This window comes from Pseudomonas sp. P8_241 (genome assembly GCF_034008315.1).
Lineage (GTDB): Bacteria > Pseudomonadota > Gammaproteobacteria > Pseudomonadales > Pseudomonadaceae > Aquipseudomonas.
Map to the genome: position 1 here is coordinate 1,223,578 of NZ_CP125377.1, position 19,875 is coordinate 1,243,452.

Sequence of the window (19,875 nt, forward strand, 5' to 3'; positions counted from 1 at the left end):
CATGCACGGCGAATCTCCAATCAAACGTCGCGAATCGCGCAAGATCTGGGTCGGTAACGTGCCTGTTGGCGGCGATGCGCCTATCGCTGTGCAGAGCATGACCAACAGCGACACCAACGATGTCGCGGCCACTGTCGCCCAGATCAATCGTCTGGAAGCGGCCGGTGTCGATATCGTGCGGATTTCCGTACCGGACATGGACGCCGCTGAAGCCTTCGGCAAGATCAAGCAACTGGTCAAGGTGCCGCTGGTTGCCGACATTCACTTCGACTACCGCATCGCCTTGCGCGTAGCCGAGCTGGGCGTGGACTGCCTGCGGATCAACCCGGGCAACATCGGTCGCGAAGACCGTGTGCGAGCGGTGGTCGATGCCGCCCGCGATCGCGGGATCCCTATCCGCATCGGCGTTAACGCCGGCTCCCTGGAAAAAGACCTGCAAAAGAAATATGGCGAGCCGACCCCGGCGGCACTGGTCGAATCGGCCCTGCGTCACGTCGAACACCTGGAGCGCCTGAACTTCCAGGACTTCAAGGTGAGCGTTAAAGCCTCTGACGTGTTCATGGCCGTCGAAGCGTACCGCTTGCTGGCAAAAGAAATTGTCCAGCCGCTGCACCTTGGCATCACCGAAGCCGGTGGTTTGCGTTCAGGTACAGTGAAATCTGCGGTGGGCCTCGGTATGCTGCTCGCCGAGGGGATTGGCGATACTATCCGCATCTCGTTGGCGGCCGACCCGGTCGAGGAAGTGAAAGTCGGCTACGACATTCTCAAGTCCCTGCACCTGCGTTCCCGTGGCATCAACTTCATCGCCTGCCCGAGTTGCTCGCGGCAGAACTTCGATGTGGTCAAGACCATGAACGAGCTGGAAGGGCGCCTCGAAGACCTTTTGGTCCCGCTGGATGTTGCGGTCATCGGTTGCGTGGTCAACGGGCCGGGTGAAGCCAAGGAAGCCCATATCGGCTTGACCGGCGGCACACCGAACCTGATTTACATCGACGGCAAGCCGTCGCAGAAATTGACGAATGACAATCTGGTGGATGAGCTTGAACGCTTGATCCGCCAGAAAGCGGCCGAAAAGGTCGAGGCTGACGCTGCCGTTATTGCGCGCGGCTGAACCTGACTGAAGAGCCGAACGAATTTAAGGATTTAAAGTGAGCAAGTCATTGCAAGCCATTCGTGGCATGAACGACATCCTGCCCGAGCAGACTCCCCTGTGGCGTCATTTCGAAGGCACCGTTTCGCGTCTGCTCGATAACTATGGTTACAAGCAGATCCGCATGCCGATCGTCGAGTTCACCGAGCTGTTCAAGCGCTCGATCGGTGAAGTGACGGACATCGTCGAAAAAGAGATGTATACCTTCGACGACCGTAACGGTGATTCCCTGACCCTGCGCCCGGAAGGCACAGCGGCTTGTGTGCGAGCAGTGCTTGAGCATGGCATCACCGGTGGTGGTCAGGTACAGAAGTTGTGGTACATCGGCCCGATGTTCCGCCACGAGCGTCCGCAGAAAGGTCGTTATCGCCAGTTCCACCAGATCGGTGTCGAAGTGTTCAACCTCGACGGTCCGGACATCGACGCCGAGCTGATCGTGCTGACATGGCGCCTGTGGGGCGAGCTGGGTATTCGTGACGCGGTCAAGCTCGAGCTCAACAGCCTGGGCACCAGTGAATCCCGTGGTCGTTACCGCGAAGCGCTGGTCGAGTTCCTGTCCGGTCACCTGGACAAGCTGGACGAAGACAGCCAGCGCCGCCTCAAGACCAATCCGTTGCGGGTCCTGGACACCAAGAACGCCGACACACAGGCGATCCTGGTCGACGCACCTAAAATGGCTGACTACCTCGATGAAGAGTCCCGTCTGCACTTCGAGGGCCTGAAGGCTCGCCTGGATGCTGCCGGTATTCCTTATGTGATCAACCCGAAGCTGGTGCGCGGTCTGGATTACTACAGCAAGACCGTTTTCGAATGGGTCACCGACAAACTGGGTGCCCAAGGCACCGTGTGTGCTGGTGGTCGTTACGACGGCCTGGTCGAGCAGATGGGCGGCAAGCCTACTGCCGGCGTGGGTTTCGCCATGGGCATCGAGCGGCTGGTGCTGTTGCTGGAAACCCTGGAGCAGATCCCGCAAGAGATCTCCCGTCAGGTCGATGTCTATCTCTGTGCCTTCGGGGAAGAAGCGGAGTTGGCCGGTCTGGCCCTGGCCGAACGTGTGCGTGATCAATTACCCAACCTGCGTCTGCAAGTGAACGCCGGCGCCGGCAGTTTCAAAAGCCAGTTCAAGAAAGCCGACAAGAGCGGTGCGTTGTATGCACTGATCCTCGGTGACGACGAAATGGCCCAGCAAGTGGTAGGTTTCAAACCCCTGCGTGGCCAGGGCGAACAACAAAGCATTGCCTGGGATGCGCTTGCCGCTCACCTGGCCACCTGCGTCGTGCAGGGTTGAAGCTGTCTTAAACAGCCGAATTAGCGATTAAGGAGTATTGGGGTGTCGAGTACCGAAGACGAAAATTTGGCGGATTTGAAGGATTGGTGGTCGCGCAACGGCAAGCCCCTGGTTACTGGCGGCCTGTTGGCGCTGGTCATCGTGTTCGGCTGGCAGGCGTTCCACAAGTATCAGAGCAATCAGTCGCAAGGCGCCTCGATCCTCTATCAGCAATTGCTGGAAACCACGCTGACGCCCGACGGCAAGCCTGATGCTGCCCGCGTGGCGGACCTGGCAGGCAAGCTCAACACTGAGTTTGCCGGCAGCGCTTATGCGCAATACGGCAGCCTGTTCGTGGCCAAGGTTGCGGTCGACAGCGGCAAGCTGGATGACGCGTCCACCGAACTGAAAGCCATTGTCGCCAAACCGGCCAACCCGGCACTGGGCGAAATCGCCCGTCAGCGTCTGGCTCAGGTGCTGGGTGCGCAGAACAAGGCCGACGAGGCATTGAAACTGCTGGAAGGCGATGCCGACAAGGCGTTCCTGGCCACTCGCGAAGAACTCAAGGGCGACCTGCTGGTGCAGTTGGGTCGTACCGAGGAAGCGAACGCGGCGTATCAAAAAGCCAAGGCGGCACTGTCGGACGAAGCGGCGGTCGGTGGCCTGCAAATCAAGCTGGACGACCTGGCCAAAGGGGATGCGTGACGTGATTCGTTGGAAACATGCAGCATTGCTGGCTCTGGCCCTATTGGCCGCGGGTTGCAGCAGCAACAGCAAAAAAGAACTGCCACCGGCCGAACTGGTCGACTTCAAGGAAGAAGTGGTTCTGCAAAAGCAGTGGAGTCGTTCGATCGGTGACGGTCAGGGCGAGTCGTATAACATGCTGGTCCCGGCGATCGATGGCGATACCATCTATGCCGCCGACGTTACCGGTGTGGTCATGGCCATGGACCGCAGCAACGGCGACGTGAAATGGAAGAAGGATCTCGAGCTGCCTGTCTCCGGCGCCGTTGGCGTCGCTTACGGTCTGCTGACGATCGGTACGATCAAGGGTGAAATCGTTGCCCTCGACGCCATCAACGGCGAAGAGAAATGGCGCGCTCGCGTGTCCAGCGAAGTCCTTGCGCCGCCGGCCAACAACGGTGACGTTGTGGTGGTTCAGACTCAGGACGATCGCCTGATCGGCCTGGACGCCGCTACCGGTAACCGTCGCTGGATCTATGACAGCACGCCTGCGGTACTGACCCTGCGTGGCACCAGTGCGCCGATCGTGACCAACCGCCTCGCGGTGGCTGGCCTGTCGACCGGTAAAGTGGTTGCGGTGGATATCTCCAACGGTGTGCCGGTGTGGGAACAGCGTGTAGCGATCCCGCAAGGTCGTTCGGAGCTGGAGCGTGTGGTCGATATCGACGGCGGCTTGCTGCTGTCGGGCGAGACGCTGTATGTCGCCAGCTATCAGGGGCGCGTTGCCGCTCTGGATCTGCAAAGCGGCCGCCAGCTCTGGCAGCGTGATGCGTCCAGCTACGCCGGTGTCGCCCAAGGATTTGGCACTGTCTACGTGAGCCTGTCGTCGGGCACCGTTGAAGGCGTCGACGAGCGTTCCACCACAGCCCTGTGGAGCAACGATTCGCTGGCCCGCCGTCAACTGTCGGCTCCGGAAGTGTTCTCCAGCTATGTTGCAGTCGGTGACCTGGAAGGTTACCTGCACTTGCTGAGTCAAGTGGACGGCCGTTTTGTCGGCCGCGAACGCATCGACAGCGACGGCCTGCGTGCCCGTCCGCTGGTGGTGGGTGACACGATTTATGTGTATGGCAACAGCGGCAAACTGGAAGCCCTGACCATCAAGTAAGAACTATGCTTGGGGTTAACCGCCCCAGGCTGCTTCACTTGTGGGTATGAATGTGGGAGCGAGCCTGCTCGCGATGGACGTTAACGAATACGTTTACGTCCTGAATAAACGCGGTGCCCCGGCGTTTTTCGCGAGCAGGCTCGCTCCCGCAGGAAAGCACACAGTGTTGCCCCGAGCACCAGCCGCTGCCTAGCAGCGGCTTTTGTATTTTCTGAAATAACGAAGTGGAGAGCCGCATGGTTCCCGTAATCGCCCTGGTGGGCCGACCGAACGTCGGCAAGTCCACCTTGTTCAACCGCCTGACCAGGACTCGTGATGCCATCGTTGGCGACTTGTCCGGTCTGACCCGTGATCGCCAATACGGTGAGGCCAAGTGGCAAGGGCGTTCCTACATTCTGGTCGACACCGGTGGTATCTCCGGTGACGAACATGGTATGGACGAAAAGATGGCCGAGCAGTCGCTGCTGGCCATCGAAGAAGCGGATGTTGTTCTGTTCCTGGTAGATGCCAAGGCCGGTTTCACCGCCGCCGACCAGATGATCGCCGAGCACTTGCGCAAACGTAACAAACGTTCCTACGTGGTTGCCAACAAGGTCGACAACATCGACCCGGAAATGGCCCGCGCCGAATTCGCTCCGTTGGGCATGGGCCACGCGATCCCGATCGCCGGTGCCCATGGTCGTGGCATCACCCAGATGCTGGAAATCGCCCTCAGCGATTTCCCGAAAGACGAAGAAGAGCCGGAAGACGGCGAGGAAGAGATCGTTGCCGAAGGTGAGGAAGCCAAGCGCATTCCTGGCCCGAGCGAAAAAGACGGGATCAAGATCGCTATCATCGGCCGTCCGAACGTCGGCAAGTCGACCCTGGTCAACCGCATGCTCGGTGAAGACCGGGTCATCGTGTATGACCAGCCCGGCACCACCCGCGACAGTATCTACATCCCGTTTGAGCGTAACGACGAGAAGTACACACTGATCGACACCGCCGGTGTGCGCAAGCGCGGCAAGATCCACGAAGAAGTCGAAAAATTCTCCGTGGTCAAAACCTTGCAGGCGATCAAAGACGCCAACGTGGTGATCTTTGTGATGGACGCCCGCGAAGGCGTGGTGGATCACGACCTCAACCTGTTGGGCTTTGCCATTGAGTCGGGTCGCGCGCTGGTTATCGCGATCAACAAGTGGGACGGCATGACGCCGAGCGAGCGCGACTTCGTGAAGGTCGAGTTGCAACGTCGACTGTTCTTCGTTGACTACGCCGATATCCACTTCATCTCGGCGCTGCACGGCACCGGCGTGGGCAACCTCTACGCCTCCGTACAGAACTCGTTCAAGTCCGCCGTTACTCGCTGGCCAACCAACCGCCTGACCCAGATTCTGGAAGATGCGGTAGGCGAGCACGCGCCGCCGATGGTCAACAACCGCCGGATCAAGCTGCGCTACGCCCACCTGGGTGGTGCGAACCCGCCGATCATCGTGATCCACGGTAACCAGATCGAGAAAGTGCCGAAGTCGTACGTACGCTATCTGGAGAACACTTACCGCCGTGTACTGAAGCTGGTCGGCACACCGATCCGCATCGAGTTCAAGGGCGGCGAGAACCCGTACGAAGGCAACAAGAACTCGCTCACCGACCGTCAGGTCAACAAGAAGCGTCGTTTGATGTCGCACCACAAGAAAGCCGACAAGAAGCGCCGCGACAAGCGTTGACGCTTGTGTAGGAGCCGGCTTGCTGGCGATGGCACCATGGCGGTTCATCTGAAGTACCGCAGTGATAGGATCGCCAGCAAGCCGGCTCCTACAGGGGGCGGCAGTAAAAAGGGTACTCACCAGAGTGCCCTTTTTTTATGGGCGCCGGATGGGCTATCCTCGGGCTCTCCCGTGCCGCCGTAGAGCCGGGTGTAGAGCAGGGAATCACCGATGATCACCAGTAAGCTGCCGAATGTCGGCATCACTATCTTCACGCAGATGTCTCAGCTCGCGGCTCAGACCGGCGCGCTCAATTTGTCCCAGGGGTTTCCCGATTTCGATGCCCCGCAAGCCCTGTGCGATGCGGTCGGGCGGCACATCGCCAATGGCCACAACCAGTATTCTCCAATGACGGGCCTGCCGCTCCTGCGTCTGCAGATTGCGGCGAAGATTTCGCGCAGCTATGGCGTGAATGTCGATGCAGACCATGAAGTGACGGTCACCCCCGGCGCGACCCAGGCGATCTTCTGCGCCATTCAGGCGGTTATCCACAGCGGTGACGAAGTCATCGTGTTTGACCCGGCCTACGACAGTTACGAGCCTTCGGTGGAACTGGCTGGCGGTCGTTGCGTGCATGTGCAGCTGGGTGTGAATGACTTCAGCATCGACTTCCAGAGGCTCGCCGATGCGTTGAGCCCGCGTACGCGGATGATCATCCTTAATACCCCGCACAACCCGAGTGGCGCGCTGATCAGCCGTGCCGAGCTGGATCAGTTGGCGGATTTGATCCGTGACCGCGATATCTATGTGATCAGCGACGAAGTCTACGAACACCTGGTGTACGACGGCGTACCTCATGTCAGCGTGCTGAATCATGAAGAGCTGTATCAGCGTGCCTTTGTGGTCAGCTCGTTCGGCAAGACCTATCACGTTACGGGCTGGAAAACCGGCTACGTGATCGCACCGCCGGCGCTTACGGCAGAGCTGCGCAAGGTTCACCAATACGTGAGCTTCTGCGGTGTAACGCCGTTGCAATTCGCGCTGGCCGATTTCATGGCCTCGCACCCTGAACATGTGGAAGAGTTACCGGATTTCTATCAGGCCAAGCGCGATCTGTTCTGCGACTTGCTGGCACCATCGCGCTTCAGTTTTACGCGAGTCACGGGCACTTACTTCCAGTTGGTCGACTACTCGCAGATCCGCCCGGACCTCAATGACGTCGAGATGGCGCTATGGATGACCCGCGAACACGGCGTGGCAAGCATCCCGATTTCGGTGTTCTACCAGTCGCCGCCGGTCGGCCAGCGTTTGGTGCGCCTGTGCTTCGCCAAGCGTGAGGAGACCCTGCGTGAAGCAGCGGAGAAACTATGCGTGATCTGAGTGCATTGCCCGATCTGAACGTGGCGCTGATCCAGACATCCCTGGCCTGGCATGACCGACAGGCGAATCTGGAACATTTCGAACCGCTGCTGGAACAGGCCCGCGATGCAGACCTGATCATCCTGCCGGAGATGTTCACCACCGGCTTCTCCATGGAGTCCGAAACCCTCGCGGAGTCGGAACACGGACCGACCAGTAAATGGTTGCGTGCTCAGGCGGCGAAGCTGGATGCGGTGATTACCGGGAGTGTCATCGTCCAGGCCGCTGATGGCAGTCATCGCAATCGTCTGTTGTGGGCTCGGCCCGATGGCGAGGTGCTGCACTACGACAAGCGCCATCTGTTCCGCATGGCCGGTGAGCACAACCATTTCACGCCGGGTGAACGTCAGGTGCAGTTCGAGCTGAAAGGCTGGCGGGTACGGCCGTTGATTTGCTACGACTTGCGTTTCCCTGTGTGGAGTCGCGATGCCCAGGACACCGACCTGTTGCTGTACACCGCCAATTGGCCGGGCGCGCGTCGCCAGCACTGGAACCGTTTGCTACCGGCGCGAGCGATCGAGAACCTCTGCTATGTGGCGGCGGTGAATCGCATCGGCACCGATGGCAAAGGTTTTGCCTATACCGGTGACAGTCAGGTGCTGGACTTCCAGGGTGAGACGTTGCTCAGTGCAGGGGAGGCGGATGGAGTGTTCAAGGTGACGCTGGAAGCGGCGCAACTGGCGGCGTATCGCACGCGGTTTCCGGCGAATCTGGATGCCGATACCTTCGAGTTCACCTGATAACTCTGTAGGAGCTGGCTTGCCAGCGATTACGTCCTGACAGATGCATCGAGAACTCAGCATCGCCAGCAAGCCGGCTCCTACAGCAGAATGAAAAAAGGCCCCAGGGTTCGCACCCTGGGGCCTTTTGCATTTTCGCGATGGCTTACGCCGCTTTCGCTTCCGGCTGGCTCAGCGAACGGTTCAGCGCGCTGAACAGCGCCTTGAAGCTGGCCGTGGTGATGTTTTCATCGATCCCCACGCCGTGCACCGCACGTTCACCGTTCACACGCAGTTCAATGTAGGCCGCTGCCTTGGCATTGGTGCCTGCGCCGATGGCGTGTTCGTTGTAATCCATGATTTCGACCGGGATCGGCAAACCGGCCACCAGTGCTTCCAGGGCGCCGTTGCCCTTGCCGCGCCAGTGCAGGTTGGTTTCGCCCTGACCTTTGCTGGCCACTTCCACTTCGACGGCGCTGTTGCCGTTTTCTTCCTGCAGGCGATGGCTGACCAGGGCGTACGGGGTGTTGGCTTGCAGGTACTCGCTGATCAACAGCGAGTGGATCTGCTTGGCGGTCATCTCCAGGCCCAGGCGATCGGTTTCACGCTGCACGACCTGGCTGAACTCGATCTGCATGCGACGCGGCAAGCTGATGCCGTATTCCTGTTCCAGCAGGTAGGCGATACCCCCCTTGCCTGACTGGCTGTTGACTCGGATGACCGCCTCGTAGCTGCGGCCGATGTCGGCCGGGTCGATCGGCAGGTACGGCACTTCCCACAATGCATCGGATTTCTGCTGGGCAAAGCCCTTGCGGATTGCATCCTGGTGCGAGCCGGAGAAAGCGGTGTGCACCAGGTCGCCGACATACGGGTGACGCGGGTGTACCTGAATCTGGTTGCACTCTTCGACGACTTTGCGCACGCCGTCGATGTCGGAGAAGTCCAACTGAGGGTCCAGGCCCTGGGTGTACATGTTCAGGGCCACGGTCACGAGGTCGACGTTACCGGTACGCTCGCCGTTGCCGAACAGGCAGCCTTCGACACGGTCGGCACCGGCCATCAGGCCCAATTCGGTGGCCGCAACGCCAGTACCACGGTCGTTGTGGGTGTGCAGGCTGATGATCACGCTGTCACGACGGTTGATGTGACGGCCGAACCATTCGATCTGGTCGGCATAGATGTTCGGGGTCGCGCATTCGACGGTGGCCGGCAGATTGAGGATCATCTTGTGCTCGGGCGTCGGGTTCCAGACTTCGATCACCGCGTCGCAGACTTCCTTGGCGAACTCCAGTTCGGTGGCGCTGAAGGTTTCCGGCGAGTATTCGAAAGTCCACTGGGTGTCCGGCTGCATGGCCGCGTACTTGACGAACAGCTTGGCCGCGCTGACGGCGATTTCCTTGATCCCGTCCTTGTCCTGGTTGAAGACAATGCGGCGGAACGAAGGAGAGGTCGCGTTGTAGAGGTGAACGATGGCTTTCTTCGCGCCACGCAAGGATTCAAAGGTGCGCTCGATCAGGTCTTCACGGCCCTGGGTCAGCACCTGGATGGTGGTGTCGTCCGGGATGTGGTTGCCTTCGATCAGGGTGCGAACGAAGTCGAAGTCGGTTTGCGATGCGGCCGGGAACGACGCTTCGATTTCCTTCACGCCGACCTGCACCAGGGTTTTCCAGAAGCGCAGCTTCTTGACGGCGTCCATCGGTTCGATCAGCGACTGGTTGCCGTCGCGCAGGTCGGAACTGCACCAGATTGGCGCGGCAGTGATGGTTTTCGATGGCCAGGTGCGGTCCGGAATGTCGATGGTCGGGAACGCGCGGTATTTCGAAGACGGGTCTTTGAGCATGCTCATCTGGAAATCCTTATTGTGTGGGCCGAAAAAAGGCGGCCTGCCGGTGGATCAAAAGTTCTTGGAGTACTGCTTGGTACGAGGCACCACGATTCAGCCCGGCAGTCGTGCGCTGACGAGGCACAGGCTGCGGTGCTGGCGAAGCTGAATGAGGGTGTGCGAGGTTTTCATGCCTTCAACCCTAACCTTGGGGGGGAAGGATGGCAAGCAGTCGAAAAAAATTGAGAGGAATCCTCTTGGTTGTGTATTTGCCGAGATTTTATTGCTGTTTTTTGCATAAATATTTGACTTGTTTGCGCATGCTTCGAGCGATGCGCAATCGAAGGGTTTGGCGCTGCGGACTGATACCGGGACTATTCTTAAAGCCTGAGTGGCAAGCAGGAGTCGCTGATGAACGAGTCCGATTGGAAACGATATTGCGAGTTGCGACCGGTAGCCCATGAGCGGATGTGCATCCGCATCATGACCGACGTCGAAAAGATCGTGCTGGACAGGAGCATTGCGCCCTACGAGCGGATCGAAACCAGCGAAGAGCTGTTGAAGGCCGGGCAGAAGGAGCTGTATTGGGCGTTTGGCGTCTTTCGGTTTTCACGCCATGAAGCGCGTTCGCATCTGCTTGGGCTGTGTGCGCGGGAGTTGATCACGGCGCAGGAGTTGAGCGGTTTCTCGCAGGAGACCCAGGAATGGGTCAGGCACTGCCTGGCGGACCGGGAGGTTCACGGGATTGAGGATCTGGACGCTGAGTAGGGCCCTAAAAGATCGCAGCTCCTGCAGGGTATGCATCCATCCCTGTAGGAGCTGGCGCAGGCTGCGATCTTTTGATCTTCCTTAAGGCTGGAATGCCCCAATAAAAATCGCCGGATCCACCCGCGCATCATTCAAGCTGATATTCCAATGCATATGCGGCCCGGTCGCCCGCCCAGTCGCTCCGACCTTGCCGACCACGCCGCCGCGAGCCAGTTGCTGGCCGACTTTCACATCGATCTTCGACATATGGCAGAACATGCTGATGAAGCCCTGGCCGTGGTCGACGAACACCGTGTTGCCGTTGAAGAAGTAATTGCCGATGAGAATCACCTTGCCTGCGGCCGGCGTCTTGATGGGTGTCCCGGCGCCCACTGCGAAATCCAGGCCTGAGTGAGGATTACGCTCTTCACCGTTGAAGAAGCGGCGCACACCGAACTTGCTCGACAGCGGCCCGTTGACCGGTTTATCCAGCAGAAGATTGCTCGGCGTGTTCGGGCTGAACGTACGGTAAGCGGTGATTTGCTCGGCGAGTTCACGCTCGATTCGCTTGAGGTTCTCCGGGTCCGGATTGACCTGTTGCGTGTTCTTCAGCGTGATGCGCTGCTCCGGGTACTTCTTGTTGCCAACGGTGAAACCCAGATTGCGACCGCCACTGCTAATGGACTGGGCACCCGGTTTCACCGTCAGCGGCACGCCGACAATGGCCAGCCAGTTGTTCTGTTCCTTGACCACCAATACGGGTTTGCCCTGATAGCTGGCTTTCGGCGCCTGTGCCGAAGCGCCCAGGTCGACCACGGCCACACCGCCCGGCACCGGTTTGTTCAGCAGGCGGGTGATGTAACTGTCGGCATGGGCGTCGAGGGTCAGGCACAGCAACAGCAGTGGAGCAAAAAAACGTGGCATGGATCAGTCCAGTAGAGAAAGGGTGACAGGCGTCAGGTGATTGTCTTCGACCCGGACTCGCAGTTCGCCTTCGCCCAGTTTGGCTGTCAGGCGCTGACCGGTTTGGGTTTGCCCGGCGCTGCGGATCGCTTTGCCGCGTTCATCCAGCAGAATGCTATAGCCACGGCCGAGGGTTGCCAGTGGGCTGACCACATGCAGCGTCTGCATCTGGCTGTGCAACTGCAGGCGCCGGTTCTTCAGCCCTTCGCGGATGGCGCGGGGCAGGCGTTCGGCGAGGCTGTCGAGGCGTTGGCGCAGCATCGCCAGTTGCCGGCCGGGGTGTTGCCCGGCCAGACGAGTCTCCAGGCGGATCAACCGCTCGCGACGGGTATTGAGGCTGCGCTCGAACGCGCGGCGCATGCGCATGTCCAGGTCATCCAGGCGTTGCGCTTGCTGGCGCAGACGCTCGCCGGGATGACGTAGACGACGGGAGATGCCTTCCAGTCGCAGCCGGTCGCGCATCAGGCGATCGCGCATGCGCATCACCAAGCGGCGGTGCAGGCTTTCGACCCGGCGCACCAGATCACTGGAATCCGGTGCCAGCAGTTCAGCGGCAGCGGAGGGCGTCGGAGCGCGAACGTCGGCGACGAAGTCACTGATCGATACGTCGGTTTCATGGCCGACGGCGCTGACGATGGGCGTCACGCAGGCGTCGACGGCGCGGGCAACCGCCTCTTCGTTGAAACACCAGAGATCTTCCAGCGAGCCACCGCCACGGGCCAGGATCAACGCATCGAAGCCACGGGCGTCCGCCAGCTTGAGCGCACGGACAATCTGCGCAGTGGCTTCGCGGCCCTGTACGGCGGTGGGGATCAGCGTCAGCTGAATCTGCGGTGCTCGGCGGCGGAACACGCTGATGATGTCGCGGATCACCGCGCCGGTGGGCGAGCTGATGATGCCGATGCGTTGTGGATGCGCCGGCAGCGGCACTTTGCGCTCGGCGCTGAACATTCCTTCGGCGCTGAGTTTTTCCTTGAGCGCATCGAAAGCCAGGCGCAAGGCGCCATCGCCGGCCGGCTCCACGGTGTCGAGGATCAACTGATAATCGCCGCGTCCTTCGAACAACGAGACTTTGCCTCGGACCTTGACCGCCAGGCCATCCTTCAAGGCCTGACGCACGCGTGCGGCGTTCTGCCGAAACAGTGCACAACGCACCTGGGCGCCGCTGTCCTTGAGGGTGAAATACACGTGGCCGGACGCCGGGCGGGCGAGGTTGGAAATTTCGCCTTCGACCCAGATGTTGCTGAAGACGTCTTCGAGCAACACCCGTGCGCGGCCGTTGAGCTGGCTGACGGTCAGGACTTCGCGGTCCAGGCCGAGTCTTGCAAAGGGATCTTTAATCATGGGGCGCAGTTTAAAGGCATTTTCCAAGTGAATGCACGATCCCTATATCACCAAATGATCGATGAACTGTTGAACCAGCGTCGTTGGGTGTTTGCGGTATGCCAAGGCGACGCTGCTATGGCTGTCGGGGTCTGCCAATGGCAGAAAATGGACGTCGGGTGACGCAATGTCCTGCATCGATTCCGGCAAAAGGGCGATACCAAATCCCGCCTGGATTAATTGCAGTTGCGTGGTTTTACGCGACATCACCCGAGCTGCTTTGGGAAAGAAGCCCTGGCGCATGCACAACTGCGCAGACAGGTAGCTAAGCCCTCCTCGTTGGGGGTGAGGGATGGAAATAAACGCTTCTTCACGCAACTGTCCCAGGTTGATTGGCTGCCCGGGTATGTCCCCGGCCAACCAGTGATCGGGCGGAACTGCCACCAGCAAAGGTTCATCGTAAAGCACCTCTATCTGTATCCCTTCGCACTGGCGGAGCACTGGCAAACGCAATAGACCGACATCCAGTCGACCGTCTGCCAATTCTTGCAGCTGCGCTTCGGAAGACAACTGGGCGATGTCCATGGATACACCGGGATGATGTTCAAGATAATCGCTGACACTGCGTAGCAGTCGGCCGCTCATGGGCACCGTGCTGGAATGACTCAGGCGTAAGGTACCGGTTTGGCCACTACCGATCTTGGTGGCCATTTCGCTGGCCTTGATCAGTTCGCTCAACAGATTTTTGGCTCGTGGTAAAAAAGCTTCCCCCGCAGGTGTGAGCTGGGGCCTGCGTGCAGTACGTTCAAAGAGCGGGGTTTTCAGGTGCGCTTCCATGTCCTTGATTTGTCGACTCAGCGCCGACTGGGCGATGAACAGGCGCTCGGCTGCAGCCCCAAAACTGCCGCACTCAGCGATTTCTACGAAGTAACGCAGTTGCCGGATTGAAAGCATAAGGCATGCCTTTTTGAGATTGGTAGGTGGCTTTGACGATATTAGTCGCAACCCTCGGCAATGGCTAAAGTCAGCGAACTTAAATAGAGGAACGCTGCAATGAGCGCATTGACGTTGCTGGGGCAATGGCCGTTTGGCGCCATGGACTGGCTGGTGATTGGTGGGGGCATCGCCCTGGCTTACATCGTGTTCGGCATCGCCGGTTTCGGCACCGCGCTGGTGGCGGCGCCGATTTTGATTTTGTTCATGCCGCTGTCGAAGATTGTGCCGTTGCTGGTGTTGCTGGATTTCGTCGCAGCGTTCGGCAACCTGCTGCCCTCGCGGCGGGATGTGGCGAAACCGGAGTTGCTGCGGTTATTGCCCTGCATGGCGGTTGGCTGCGCTTTGGGCGTTGTGTTCCTGCTGAACCTCAAATCCGATCTGTTGCTGCTGTTGATGGGGCTGTTTATCAGCGCCTATGCAATCTACAGCTTGTGGGTAAAGGTTCGCCCGACGCAGTTATCGGCCGCGTGGGCAGTGCCAATGGGTGCGGTAGGCGGGATGTTCGGCGCGTTGTTTGGCAGTGGTGGATTTTTGTACGCGATTTATCTGAACAGCCGTTTGTCAAAGGAATCAGCCCGGGCCACCCAAAGCGCATTGATCAGCTGCAGCACGGTGGTGCGTTTGAGTCTGTTTGCTATAGCCGGGGTCTATGCGGATTTGCCACTGTTGGCGCTGGCACTGTGTCTGCTGCCGGCCATGGCATTGGGGCTTTGGGTCGGTCGGCGGCTGACCCTGCGTTTGTCACGCGAAGCGTTCGTGCGGTTGGTCACCTGGTTGGTGCTGGCTAGCGGAATTGCCCTGATCGGGCGTTATCTCAGTGCATGACCGGATCCGCTTTTTGTAGGAGCCCGGCTTGCCGGCGATGGCACCCTTGAGGGCGCCATCGCCGGCAAGCCGGGCTCGTGCACAGAGCGGTTCGTGGCTTCACGATGACCGGCTTTCAGCTCAATCGTTGTACTGGCTCAACAACCGCTCCAGTCGTGCACTCAGGCGCCGTTTGATTTCGGTTTCGATGTGCGGCGCGAAGTCGTCGATCACGTCCTGCATGATCAGCTGCGCAGCGGCGCGCAGTTCGCTGTCCAGGTGCAGCAAGTCGTCGGGGTTCTTGATGGCAGTTGGCGCCGGTGCCGGTGCCGGTTCGGCCGCGGGCGCAGGGGCGGGTGGTGCGACGGTCGGCGCGGGAGCGCTAACGGTGTCGAACAACATGGGAATCTGTTCCTGATCGTCGTCCTCGACCGTCTCGGTCAGCAACGGCGGTTGCAGGTTGTCATCTCCGAGCAACTGACGGATCGATTCAAGGTCGTCCAGCAGGTGCGAGGATTGTTGCAGCGGTTTTGGAGTGTCCATCGGAATGCTCAGAGTCGCTGTAAACGGTGATCTTGCAGAGGATAGCCCTGTTCGCGGTAGAAACGGAAACTCTCCCGCGCGGCCTGGCGAATCGTCGGGTCTTCCACCACCACTTCCGCCACGCGGGCAAAGCGCTGGGCGAAGGCAGGGACTTTCAGGTCGAGATTGATCAGCAAGTCCTGATGCTCACCACAGTCATCGCCAAAACCCAGCACGATCAAGCCGTCCGGTTCATGTTCGGCGGGACCGTGGGGCACGAAGCTTTCACCCTTGAAGGTCCACAGGCGCGCATCCAGGTCATCGCGCTGTGTGGCGTCGCTGCAATGCAGATATACGCGGTGGCCCATGCGCCAGGCTTTTTCGGTGAGCTTGCAGGCGAAGTCCAGCCGTGCCGAGGGATCGGCGCTGGGCAGGATGTAAAAGTCGACTTTGGTCATTGCGGTTCCTGAGCCTTTGGCAGCGTTGCCCGAGAGCAACGCCGCCAAGGGTCATTGGTTTCAGGCTTTGGCACGGTCCAGCAGGTACTGGGTCAGCAGGGGAACCGGACGGCCAGTGGCGCCCTTGTCCTTGCCGCCGCTGATCCACGCGGTGCCGGCGATGTCCAGGTGCGCCCAGTTCAGGTTCTTGGTGAAGCGCGACAGGAAGCAGGCAGCGGTGATGGTGCCGGCTTTCGGGCCGCCGATGTTGGCGATGTCGGCGAACGGGCTGTCCAGCTGCTCCTGGTACTCATCAAACAGCGGCAGTTGCCAGGCGCGGTCGTCGGCAGTCTTGCCGGCGCTCAGCAGTTGGCTGATCAGTTCGTCGTTGTTACCCAGCAGGCCAGAGGTGTGGGAGCCCAGCGCAACGATGCAGGCGCCGGTCAGGGTCGCGATGTCGATCACCGCTTGAGGCTTGAAGCGCTCGGCGTAGGTCAGGGCGTCGCATAGCACCAGACGGCCTTCGGCGTCGGTGTTGAGGATTTCCACGGTCTGGCCGCTCATGGTGGTGACGATGTCGCCAGGGCGCGCAGCGTTGCCGCTTGGCATGTTCTCGGCGCAAGCCAGGATGCACACCAGGTTGATCGGCAGCTTCAGCTCAAGCACGGCACGCAAGCTGCCGAATACGCTGGCGGCGCCACCCATGTCGTACTTCATTTCATCCATGCCGGCGCCCGGCTTGAGGCTGATGCCGCCGGTGTCGAAGGTGATGCCTTTGCCGACCAGTGCGTACGGCTTCTCGGATTTCTTGCCACCGTTGTATTGCATGACGATCAGGCGCGGCGGTTGGGCGCTGCCCTGGCCGACGGCATAGAACGAACCCATGCCCAGGGCCTTGATCTTCTTCTCGTCGAGGACTTCGACTTTAAGGTCCTTGAATTCCTTGCCCAGGTCTTTCGCCTGCTCACCGAGGAAGGTTGGGTGGCAGATGTTTGGCGGCAGGTTACCCAGGTTGCGGGTGAAAGCCATGCCATTGGCGATAGCGGTGGCGTGGGTCACGGCGCGTTGCACTTCAGCCTGAGCAGCCTTGATGGTCAGCAGGGTGATTTTCTTGAGTGCGCGCGGTTCGGCTTTCTGGCTTTTGAACTGATCGAAGGTGTATTCGCCATCCACCAGGGTTTCAGCCAGCAGACGGGTCTTGCCGTAGCTGTCGCGGCCCTTGACCACGACTTCGTCGAGCGCCAATACCGCGTCGCTGCCACCCAGGCCTTTGAGGGTGTTGAGAATGCCGGCGATGATTTTACGGAATGGGCGGTCACCCAATTCGTCGTCCTTGCCCACGCCCACCAGCAGCACGCGGTCGGCCTTGAGGTTCGGCAGGCTGTGCAGCATCAGGCTCTGGCCAACTTTCCCGGCCAGATCGCCGCGCTTGAGTACGGCGCTGATTGCGCCACCGCTCAATTCATCGAGTTGTTTGGCCACGGCACCGAGCTTGCGGCCTTCGCTGACGGCAACCACCAGGGTGGCGGTCTTCAACGTTTCCGGGTTAACGCTTTTTACAACCAGTTCCATGTCCGGTTCCCTGAATTGATGGTGATCTCGCAAGTGCCCGACACCGTATGTGCGCCACTTGCCTATAAAGAGAAAGGCGCCAGGTCGATCGGCGACAAAGGCCGCAGTTTGAACCTCGCTACCGGCGCCTGACAACCCTCGGTTGTGCGATTGGATTATCGACCCTGCAGGCGCGAGCATGCTCGCGAAGGTCGTCAACGATAACGCGGGTAGGGAGCCCCGCAGCGGTCTCGAGTTTCTCGCGAGGGTGCTCGCTCCTACAGTACAGGCGTCCCGTGTTCATGCATTGCGCAGTGACAGGCGCACCCAATCACAGGATAATGCGCCATCTTTTTCGGCAGCTCTGCCTTGCGGGTTGTCTGATACGTTTGCTTGTTTGGCCGCCTTAGCCTGACAACCCTGGAGTGTCTGGTTTGATTGTCTTCCGTTATCTGTCCCGCGAAGTCCTCTTGACCTTGAGCGCCGTCAGCGCCGTGCTGCTGGTCATCATCATGAGCGGCCGCTTCATCAAATACCTTGCCCAGGCGGCTTCGGGTCAACTCGATCCGGGCTCGTTGTTCCTGATCATGGGGTTTCGTCTGCCGGGCTTTCTCCAACTGATCCTGCCGCTGGGCCTGTTTCTCGGGATTCTGCTGTCCTACGGTCGCCTGTACCTCGAGAGCGAAATGACCGTGCTTTCGGCCACGGGCATGAGCCAGCAACGCCTGTTTCGCATGACCCTGTTCCCGGCCACGCTGGTGGCGCTGGTCGTTGCCTGGTTGAGCCTGAGCCTGGCCCCGCAAGGCGCCAATCAATTTCAGTTGTTGCTGAACAAGCAGGACGCCCTGACCGAATTCGATACCCTCGAACCTGGTCGTTTCCAGGCCCTGCGTGACGGAACCCGGGTGACGTACACCGAGCAGCTATCGGATGATCGCGTCAATCTGGGCGGTGTGTTCATTTCCCAGAAAAACATCAGTTCAGAAAAGAAGGACCGTGGGATCTCGGTACTGGTGGCTGAAAAGGGCCGTCAGGAGATCCGCCCTGACGGCAACCGCTACCTGATCCTCGACAACGGTTATCGCTACGATGGCAACCCGGGGCAGGCCGACTACCGGGCCATCAAGTACGACGAGTACGGTGTCTTGCTGCCCAAGCCCGATGTCAGCGATGAAGTCACTGACCGCGATGCCATGACCACGGCGACCTTGCTGGGCAACGATGACATTCGCTCGCGCACTGAGCTGCAATGGCGATTGTCCCTGCCTTTGCTGGTATTCATCGTGACCTTGATGGCGGTACCGCTGTCGCGGGTCAACCCGCGTCAGGGCCGGTTCCTCAAGCTGCTGCCGGCGATTCTTCTTTACATGGCTTACCTGACCATCCTGATTGCCGCTCGTGGTGCGCTCGAAAAGGGCAAGATTCCACCGGCACTGGGCTTGTGGTGGGTGCACGGGATATTCCTGATCATTGGCCTGGGCCTGCTTTACTGGGAGCCGTTGCGCCTGAAGATGGCGAGTCGCCGCAGCAAGCTGGAGGTGGCTCGTGGTTAAGCTGGATCGCTACATCGGTAGCAGTGTGTTCATGGCGATCCTCGCCGTGCTCGGGATCATCCTCGGCCTGGCGACGTTGTTTGCGTTCATCGATGAAATGGGCGATGCCAGCGATACTTACACACTGCTCGATGTGTTGAGCTATGTGTTGCTGACGGCTCCGCGTCGCCTCTACGACATGCTGCCGATGGCGGCCTTGATCGGTTGCCTGATCGGTCTCGGCAGTCTGGCCAGCAACAGCGAATTGACCATCATGCGCGCCGCTGGCGTGTCGATTGGTCGAATCGTCTGGGCGGTGATGAAGCCCATGCTGGTGTTGATGCTGGTGGGTGTGCTGATCGGCGAGTATGTCGCCCCGGCCACCGAAAGCGTTGCTCAGGCCAACCGCTCGCTGGCCCAGGGCAGCGGTGACTCGCAAAGCGCCAAGCATGGCCTGTGGCACCGTCAGGGCGACGAGTTCATTCATGTCAACTCGGTGCAACCCAATGGCATCCTCTACGGCGTGACCCGTTATCGCTTCGACAACGAGCGGCACATGCTGTCGGCGAGCTTCGCCAAGCGTGCGGAGTTCGACAAGGATCACTGGCAGTTGTCGGACGTCACGACCACGCTGTTCCACGAAAAGAACACCGAAGTTGTATCCGCTCCGGTTGAGCGTTGGGATGTGGCGTTGAGCCCGCAATTGCTGAACACCGTGGTGATGACGCCGGAGTCGCTGTCGATCAGTGGGCTGTGGAGTTATATCCATTACCTGGCGGATCAAGGGCTTAACAATGGTCGCTACTGGCTGGCATTTTGGGTCAAGGTGTTGCAGCCGCTGGTCACCGCCGCACTGGTGCTGATGGCGATTTCCTTCATTTTCGGACCGTTACGCTCGGTGACCCTCGGTCAGCGGGTGTTCACCGGTGTGCTGGTGGGTTTCACCTTCCGCATCGTTCAGGATTTGCTGGGCCCTTCGAGCCTGGTATTCGGTTTCTCGCCGCTGTTTTCCGTGCTGGTCCCGGCCGGGGTCTGTGCCGTGGCAGGGCTTTGGTTGTTGCGCCGCGCCGGTTGATGGCCGGGTAATTA

Annotated in this window: 18 protein-coding genes; 11 read left to right on the plus strand and 7 right to left on the minus strand. The window is 59.8% G+C overall.

Features of this window, described 5'->3' with window-relative positions:
* Position 1: 1 nt before the first annotated feature.
* From ispG to QMK58_RS05500, 7 genes are all read left to right on the plus strand, one after another.
* Positions 2 to 1,111, plus strand: coding sequence for a flavodoxin-dependent (E)-4-hydroxy-3-methylbut-2-enyl-diphosphate synthase (gene ispG / locus QMK58_RS05470; RefSeq protein WP_007944259.1), 1,110 nt, complete (start codon positions 2 to 4; stop codon positions 1,109 to 1,111).
* A gap of 37 nt (positions 1,112 to 1,148) precedes the next feature.
* The gene (hisS, locus tag QMK58_RS05475) at positions 1,149 to 2,438 is read left to right on the plus strand and encodes a histidine--tRNA ligase (RefSeq protein WP_053162320.1); all 1,290 of its coding nucleotides are present in this window, start codon (positions 1,149 to 1,151) and stop codon (positions 2,436 to 2,438) included.
* 42 nt (positions 2,439 to 2,480) lie between these two features.
* On the plus strand, positions 2,481 to 3,122 hold the full coding sequence (locus QMK58_RS05480; RefSeq protein WP_053162318.1) for a tetratricopeptide repeat protein: 642 nt from the start codon (positions 2,481 to 2,483) through the stop codon (positions 3,120 to 3,122).
* Positions 3,115 to 4,266 carry an outer membrane protein assembly factor BamB gene (gene bamB, locus QMK58_RS05485; RefSeq protein WP_053162317.1) on the plus strand — a complete coding sequence of 384 codons (1,152 nt, stop codon included), beginning with the start codon at positions 3,115 to 3,117 and terminating at the stop codon, positions 4,264 to 4,266. Before QMK58_RS05480 ends, bamB begins: the two co-directional genes overlap by 8 nt.
* 236 nt (positions 4,267 to 4,502) lie before the next feature.
* Positions 4,503 to 5,972: a ribosome biogenesis GTPase Der gene (gene der / locus QMK58_RS05490; RefSeq protein WP_017340309.1), complete on the plus strand. Its 1,470-nt coding sequence runs from the start codon at positions 4,503 to 4,505 to the stop codon at positions 5,970 to 5,972.
* A gap of 210 nt (positions 5,973 to 6,182) precedes the next feature.
* On the plus strand, positions 6,183 to 7,331 hold the full coding sequence (locus tag QMK58_RS05495) for a pyridoxal phosphate-dependent aminotransferase (protein ID WP_053162315.1): 1,149 nt from the start codon (positions 6,183 to 6,185) through the stop codon (positions 7,329 to 7,331).
* Positions 7,319 to 8,110: an amidohydrolase gene (locus QMK58_RS05500; RefSeq protein ID WP_053162313.1), complete on the plus strand. Its 792-nt coding sequence runs from the start codon at positions 7,319 to 7,321 to the stop codon at positions 8,108 to 8,110. The genes QMK58_RS05495 and QMK58_RS05500 overlap by 13 nt, the downstream gene beginning before the upstream one ends.
* 145 nt (positions 8,111 to 8,255) lie before the next feature.
* On the opposite strand, the gene leuA is transcribed toward QMK58_RS05500, so the two are convergent.
* Positions 8,256 to 9,935: a 2-isopropylmalate synthase gene (gene leuA / locus QMK58_RS05505; protein WP_053162311.1), complete on the minus strand. Its 1,680-nt coding sequence runs from the start codon at positions 9,933 to 9,935 to the stop codon at positions 8,256 to 8,258.
* A gap of 387 nt (positions 9,936 to 10,322) precedes the next feature.
* Between leuA and QMK58_RS05510 the strand changes: the two genes are divergently transcribed.
* On the plus strand, positions 10,323 to 10,679 hold the full coding sequence (locus tag QMK58_RS05510) for a hypothetical protein (RefSeq protein WP_053162310.1): 357 nt from the start codon (positions 10,323 to 10,325) through the stop codon (positions 10,677 to 10,679).
* 81 nt (positions 10,680 to 10,760) lie between these two features.
* Here QMK58_RS05510 and QMK58_RS05515 read toward each other — a convergent pair whose 3' ends face one another.
* The 3 genes from QMK58_RS05515 to QMK58_RS05525 are packed head-to-tail and all read right to left on the minus strand — an operon-like array spanning position 10,761 to position 13,898.
* Positions 10,761 to 11,582: a M23 family metallopeptidase gene (locus tag QMK58_RS05515; RefSeq protein WP_053162308.1), complete on the minus strand. Its 822-nt coding sequence runs from the start codon at positions 11,580 to 11,582 to the stop codon at positions 10,761 to 10,763.
* Positions 11,583 to 11,585: 3 nt separating this feature from the next.
* Positions 11,586 to 12,965 (minus strand): exodeoxyribonuclease VII large subunit, encoded by a 1,380-nt coding sequence (xseA, locus tag QMK58_RS05520; RefSeq protein ID WP_053162306.1) that lies wholly within the window; start codon positions 12,963 to 12,965, stop codon positions 11,586 to 11,588.
* A 42-nt stretch (positions 12,966 to 13,007) separates the two neighbouring features.
* Complete coding sequence (locus QMK58_RS05525) at positions 13,008 to 13,898, minus strand: LysR family transcriptional regulator (protein ID WP_053162305.1); 891 nt, start codon at positions 13,896 to 13,898, stop codon at positions 13,008 to 13,010.
* 99 nt (positions 13,899 to 13,997) lie between these two features.
* On the opposite strand from QMK58_RS05525, the gene QMK58_RS05530 reads away from it, so the two are divergent.
* Positions 13,998 to 14,765, plus strand: coding sequence for a sulfite exporter TauE/SafE family protein (locus tag QMK58_RS05530; protein ID WP_053162304.1), 768 nt, complete (start codon positions 13,998 to 14,000; stop codon positions 14,763 to 14,765).
* 120 nt (positions 14,766 to 14,885) lie between these two features.
* Here the strand turns inward: QMK58_RS05530 and QMK58_RS05535 are convergent, their stop codons facing one another.
* The 3 genes from QMK58_RS05535 to QMK58_RS05545 are packed head-to-tail and all read right to left on the minus strand — an operon-like array spanning position 14,886 to position 17,275.
* Positions 14,886 to 15,287 (minus strand): hypothetical protein, encoded by a 402-nt coding sequence (locus tag QMK58_RS05535; RefSeq protein WP_053162302.1) that lies wholly within the window; start codon positions 15,285 to 15,287, stop codon positions 14,886 to 14,888.
* An 8-nt stretch (positions 15,288 to 15,295) separates the two neighbouring features.
* A complete protein-coding gene (locus QMK58_RS05540) occupies positions 15,296 to 15,724 on the minus strand; it encodes a DNA polymerase III subunit chi (RefSeq protein WP_053162300.1) in 429 nt (142 codons plus the stop codon).
* A 60-nt stretch (positions 15,725 to 15,784) separates the two neighbouring features.
* On the minus strand, positions 15,785 to 17,275 hold the full coding sequence (locus QMK58_RS05545; RefSeq protein WP_053162298.1) for a leucyl aminopeptidase: 1,491 nt from the start codon (positions 17,273 to 17,275) through the stop codon (positions 15,785 to 15,787).
* 413 nt (positions 17,276 to 17,688) lie between these two features.
* On the opposite strand from QMK58_RS05545, the gene lptF reads away from it, so the two are divergent.
* On the plus strand, positions 17,689 to 18,807 hold the full coding sequence (gene lptF, locus QMK58_RS05550; RefSeq protein ID WP_053162296.1) for an LPS export ABC transporter permease LptF: 1,119 nt from the start codon (positions 17,689 to 17,691) through the stop codon (positions 18,805 to 18,807).
* The gene (gene lptG, locus QMK58_RS05555) at positions 18,800 to 19,861 is read left to right on the plus strand and encodes an LPS export ABC transporter permease LptG (protein WP_053162294.1); all 1,062 of its coding nucleotides are present in this window, start codon (positions 18,800 to 18,802) and stop codon (positions 19,859 to 19,861) included. Before lptF ends, lptG begins: the two co-directional genes overlap by 8 nt.
* Positions 19,862 to 19,875 lie beyond the last annotated feature (14 nt).

Excerpts from the sequence above, each read along its gene's own strand:
- QMK58_RS05510 (WP_053162310.1), top strand. The coding sequence starts at position 10,323 with ATGAACGAGTCCGATTGGAAACGATATTGCGAGTTGCGACCGGTAGCC.
- bamB (WP_053162317.1), top strand. The coding sequence starts at position 3,115 with ATGCGTGACGTGATTCGTTGGAAACATGCAGCATTGCTGGCTCTGGCC.
- QMK58_RS05525 (WP_053162305.1), bottom strand. The coding sequence starts at position 13,898 with ATGCTTTCAATCCGGCAACTGCGTTACTTCGTAGAAATCGCTGAGTGC.
- QMK58_RS05530 (WP_053162304.1), top strand. The coding sequence starts at position 13,998 with ATGAGCGCATTGACGTTGCTGGGGCAATGGCCGTTTGGCGCCATGGAC.
- leuA (WP_053162311.1), bottom strand. The coding sequence starts at position 9,935 with ATGAGCATGCTCAAAGACCCGTCTTCGAAATACCGCGCGTTCCCGACC.
- QMK58_RS05495 (WP_053162315.1), top strand. The coding sequence starts at position 6,183 with ATGATCACCAGTAAGCTGCCGAATGTCGGCATCACTATCTTCACGCAG.
- QMK58_RS05545 (WP_053162298.1), bottom strand. The coding sequence starts at position 17,275 with ATGGAACTGGTTGTAAAAAGCGTTAACCCGGAAACGTTGAAGACCGCC.
- QMK58_RS05540 (WP_053162300.1), bottom strand. The coding sequence starts at position 15,724 with ATGACCAAAGTCGACTTTTACATCCTGCCCAGCGCCGATCCCTCGGCA.
- ispG (WP_007944259.1), top strand. The coding sequence starts at position 2 with ATGCACGGCGAATCTCCAATCAAACGTCGCGAATCGCGCAAGATCTGG.
- QMK58_RS05500 (WP_053162313.1), top strand. The coding sequence starts at position 7,319 with ATGCGTGATCTGAGTGCATTGCCCGATCTGAACGTGGCGCTGATCCAG.
- QMK58_RS05515 (WP_053162308.1), bottom strand. The coding sequence starts at position 11,582 with ATGCCACGTTTTTTTGCTCCACTGCTGTTGCTGTGCCTGACCCTCGAC.
- QMK58_RS05535 (WP_053162302.1), bottom strand. The coding sequence starts at position 15,287 with ATGGACACTCCAAAACCGCTGCAACAATCCTCGCACCTGCTGGACGAC.
- xseA (WP_053162306.1), bottom strand. The coding sequence starts at position 12,965 with ATGATTAAAGATCCCTTTGCAAGACTCGGCCTGGACCGCGAAGTCCTG.
- der (WP_017340309.1), top strand. The coding sequence starts at position 4,503 with ATGGTTCCCGTAATCGCCCTGGTGGGCCGACCGAACGTCGGCAAGTCC.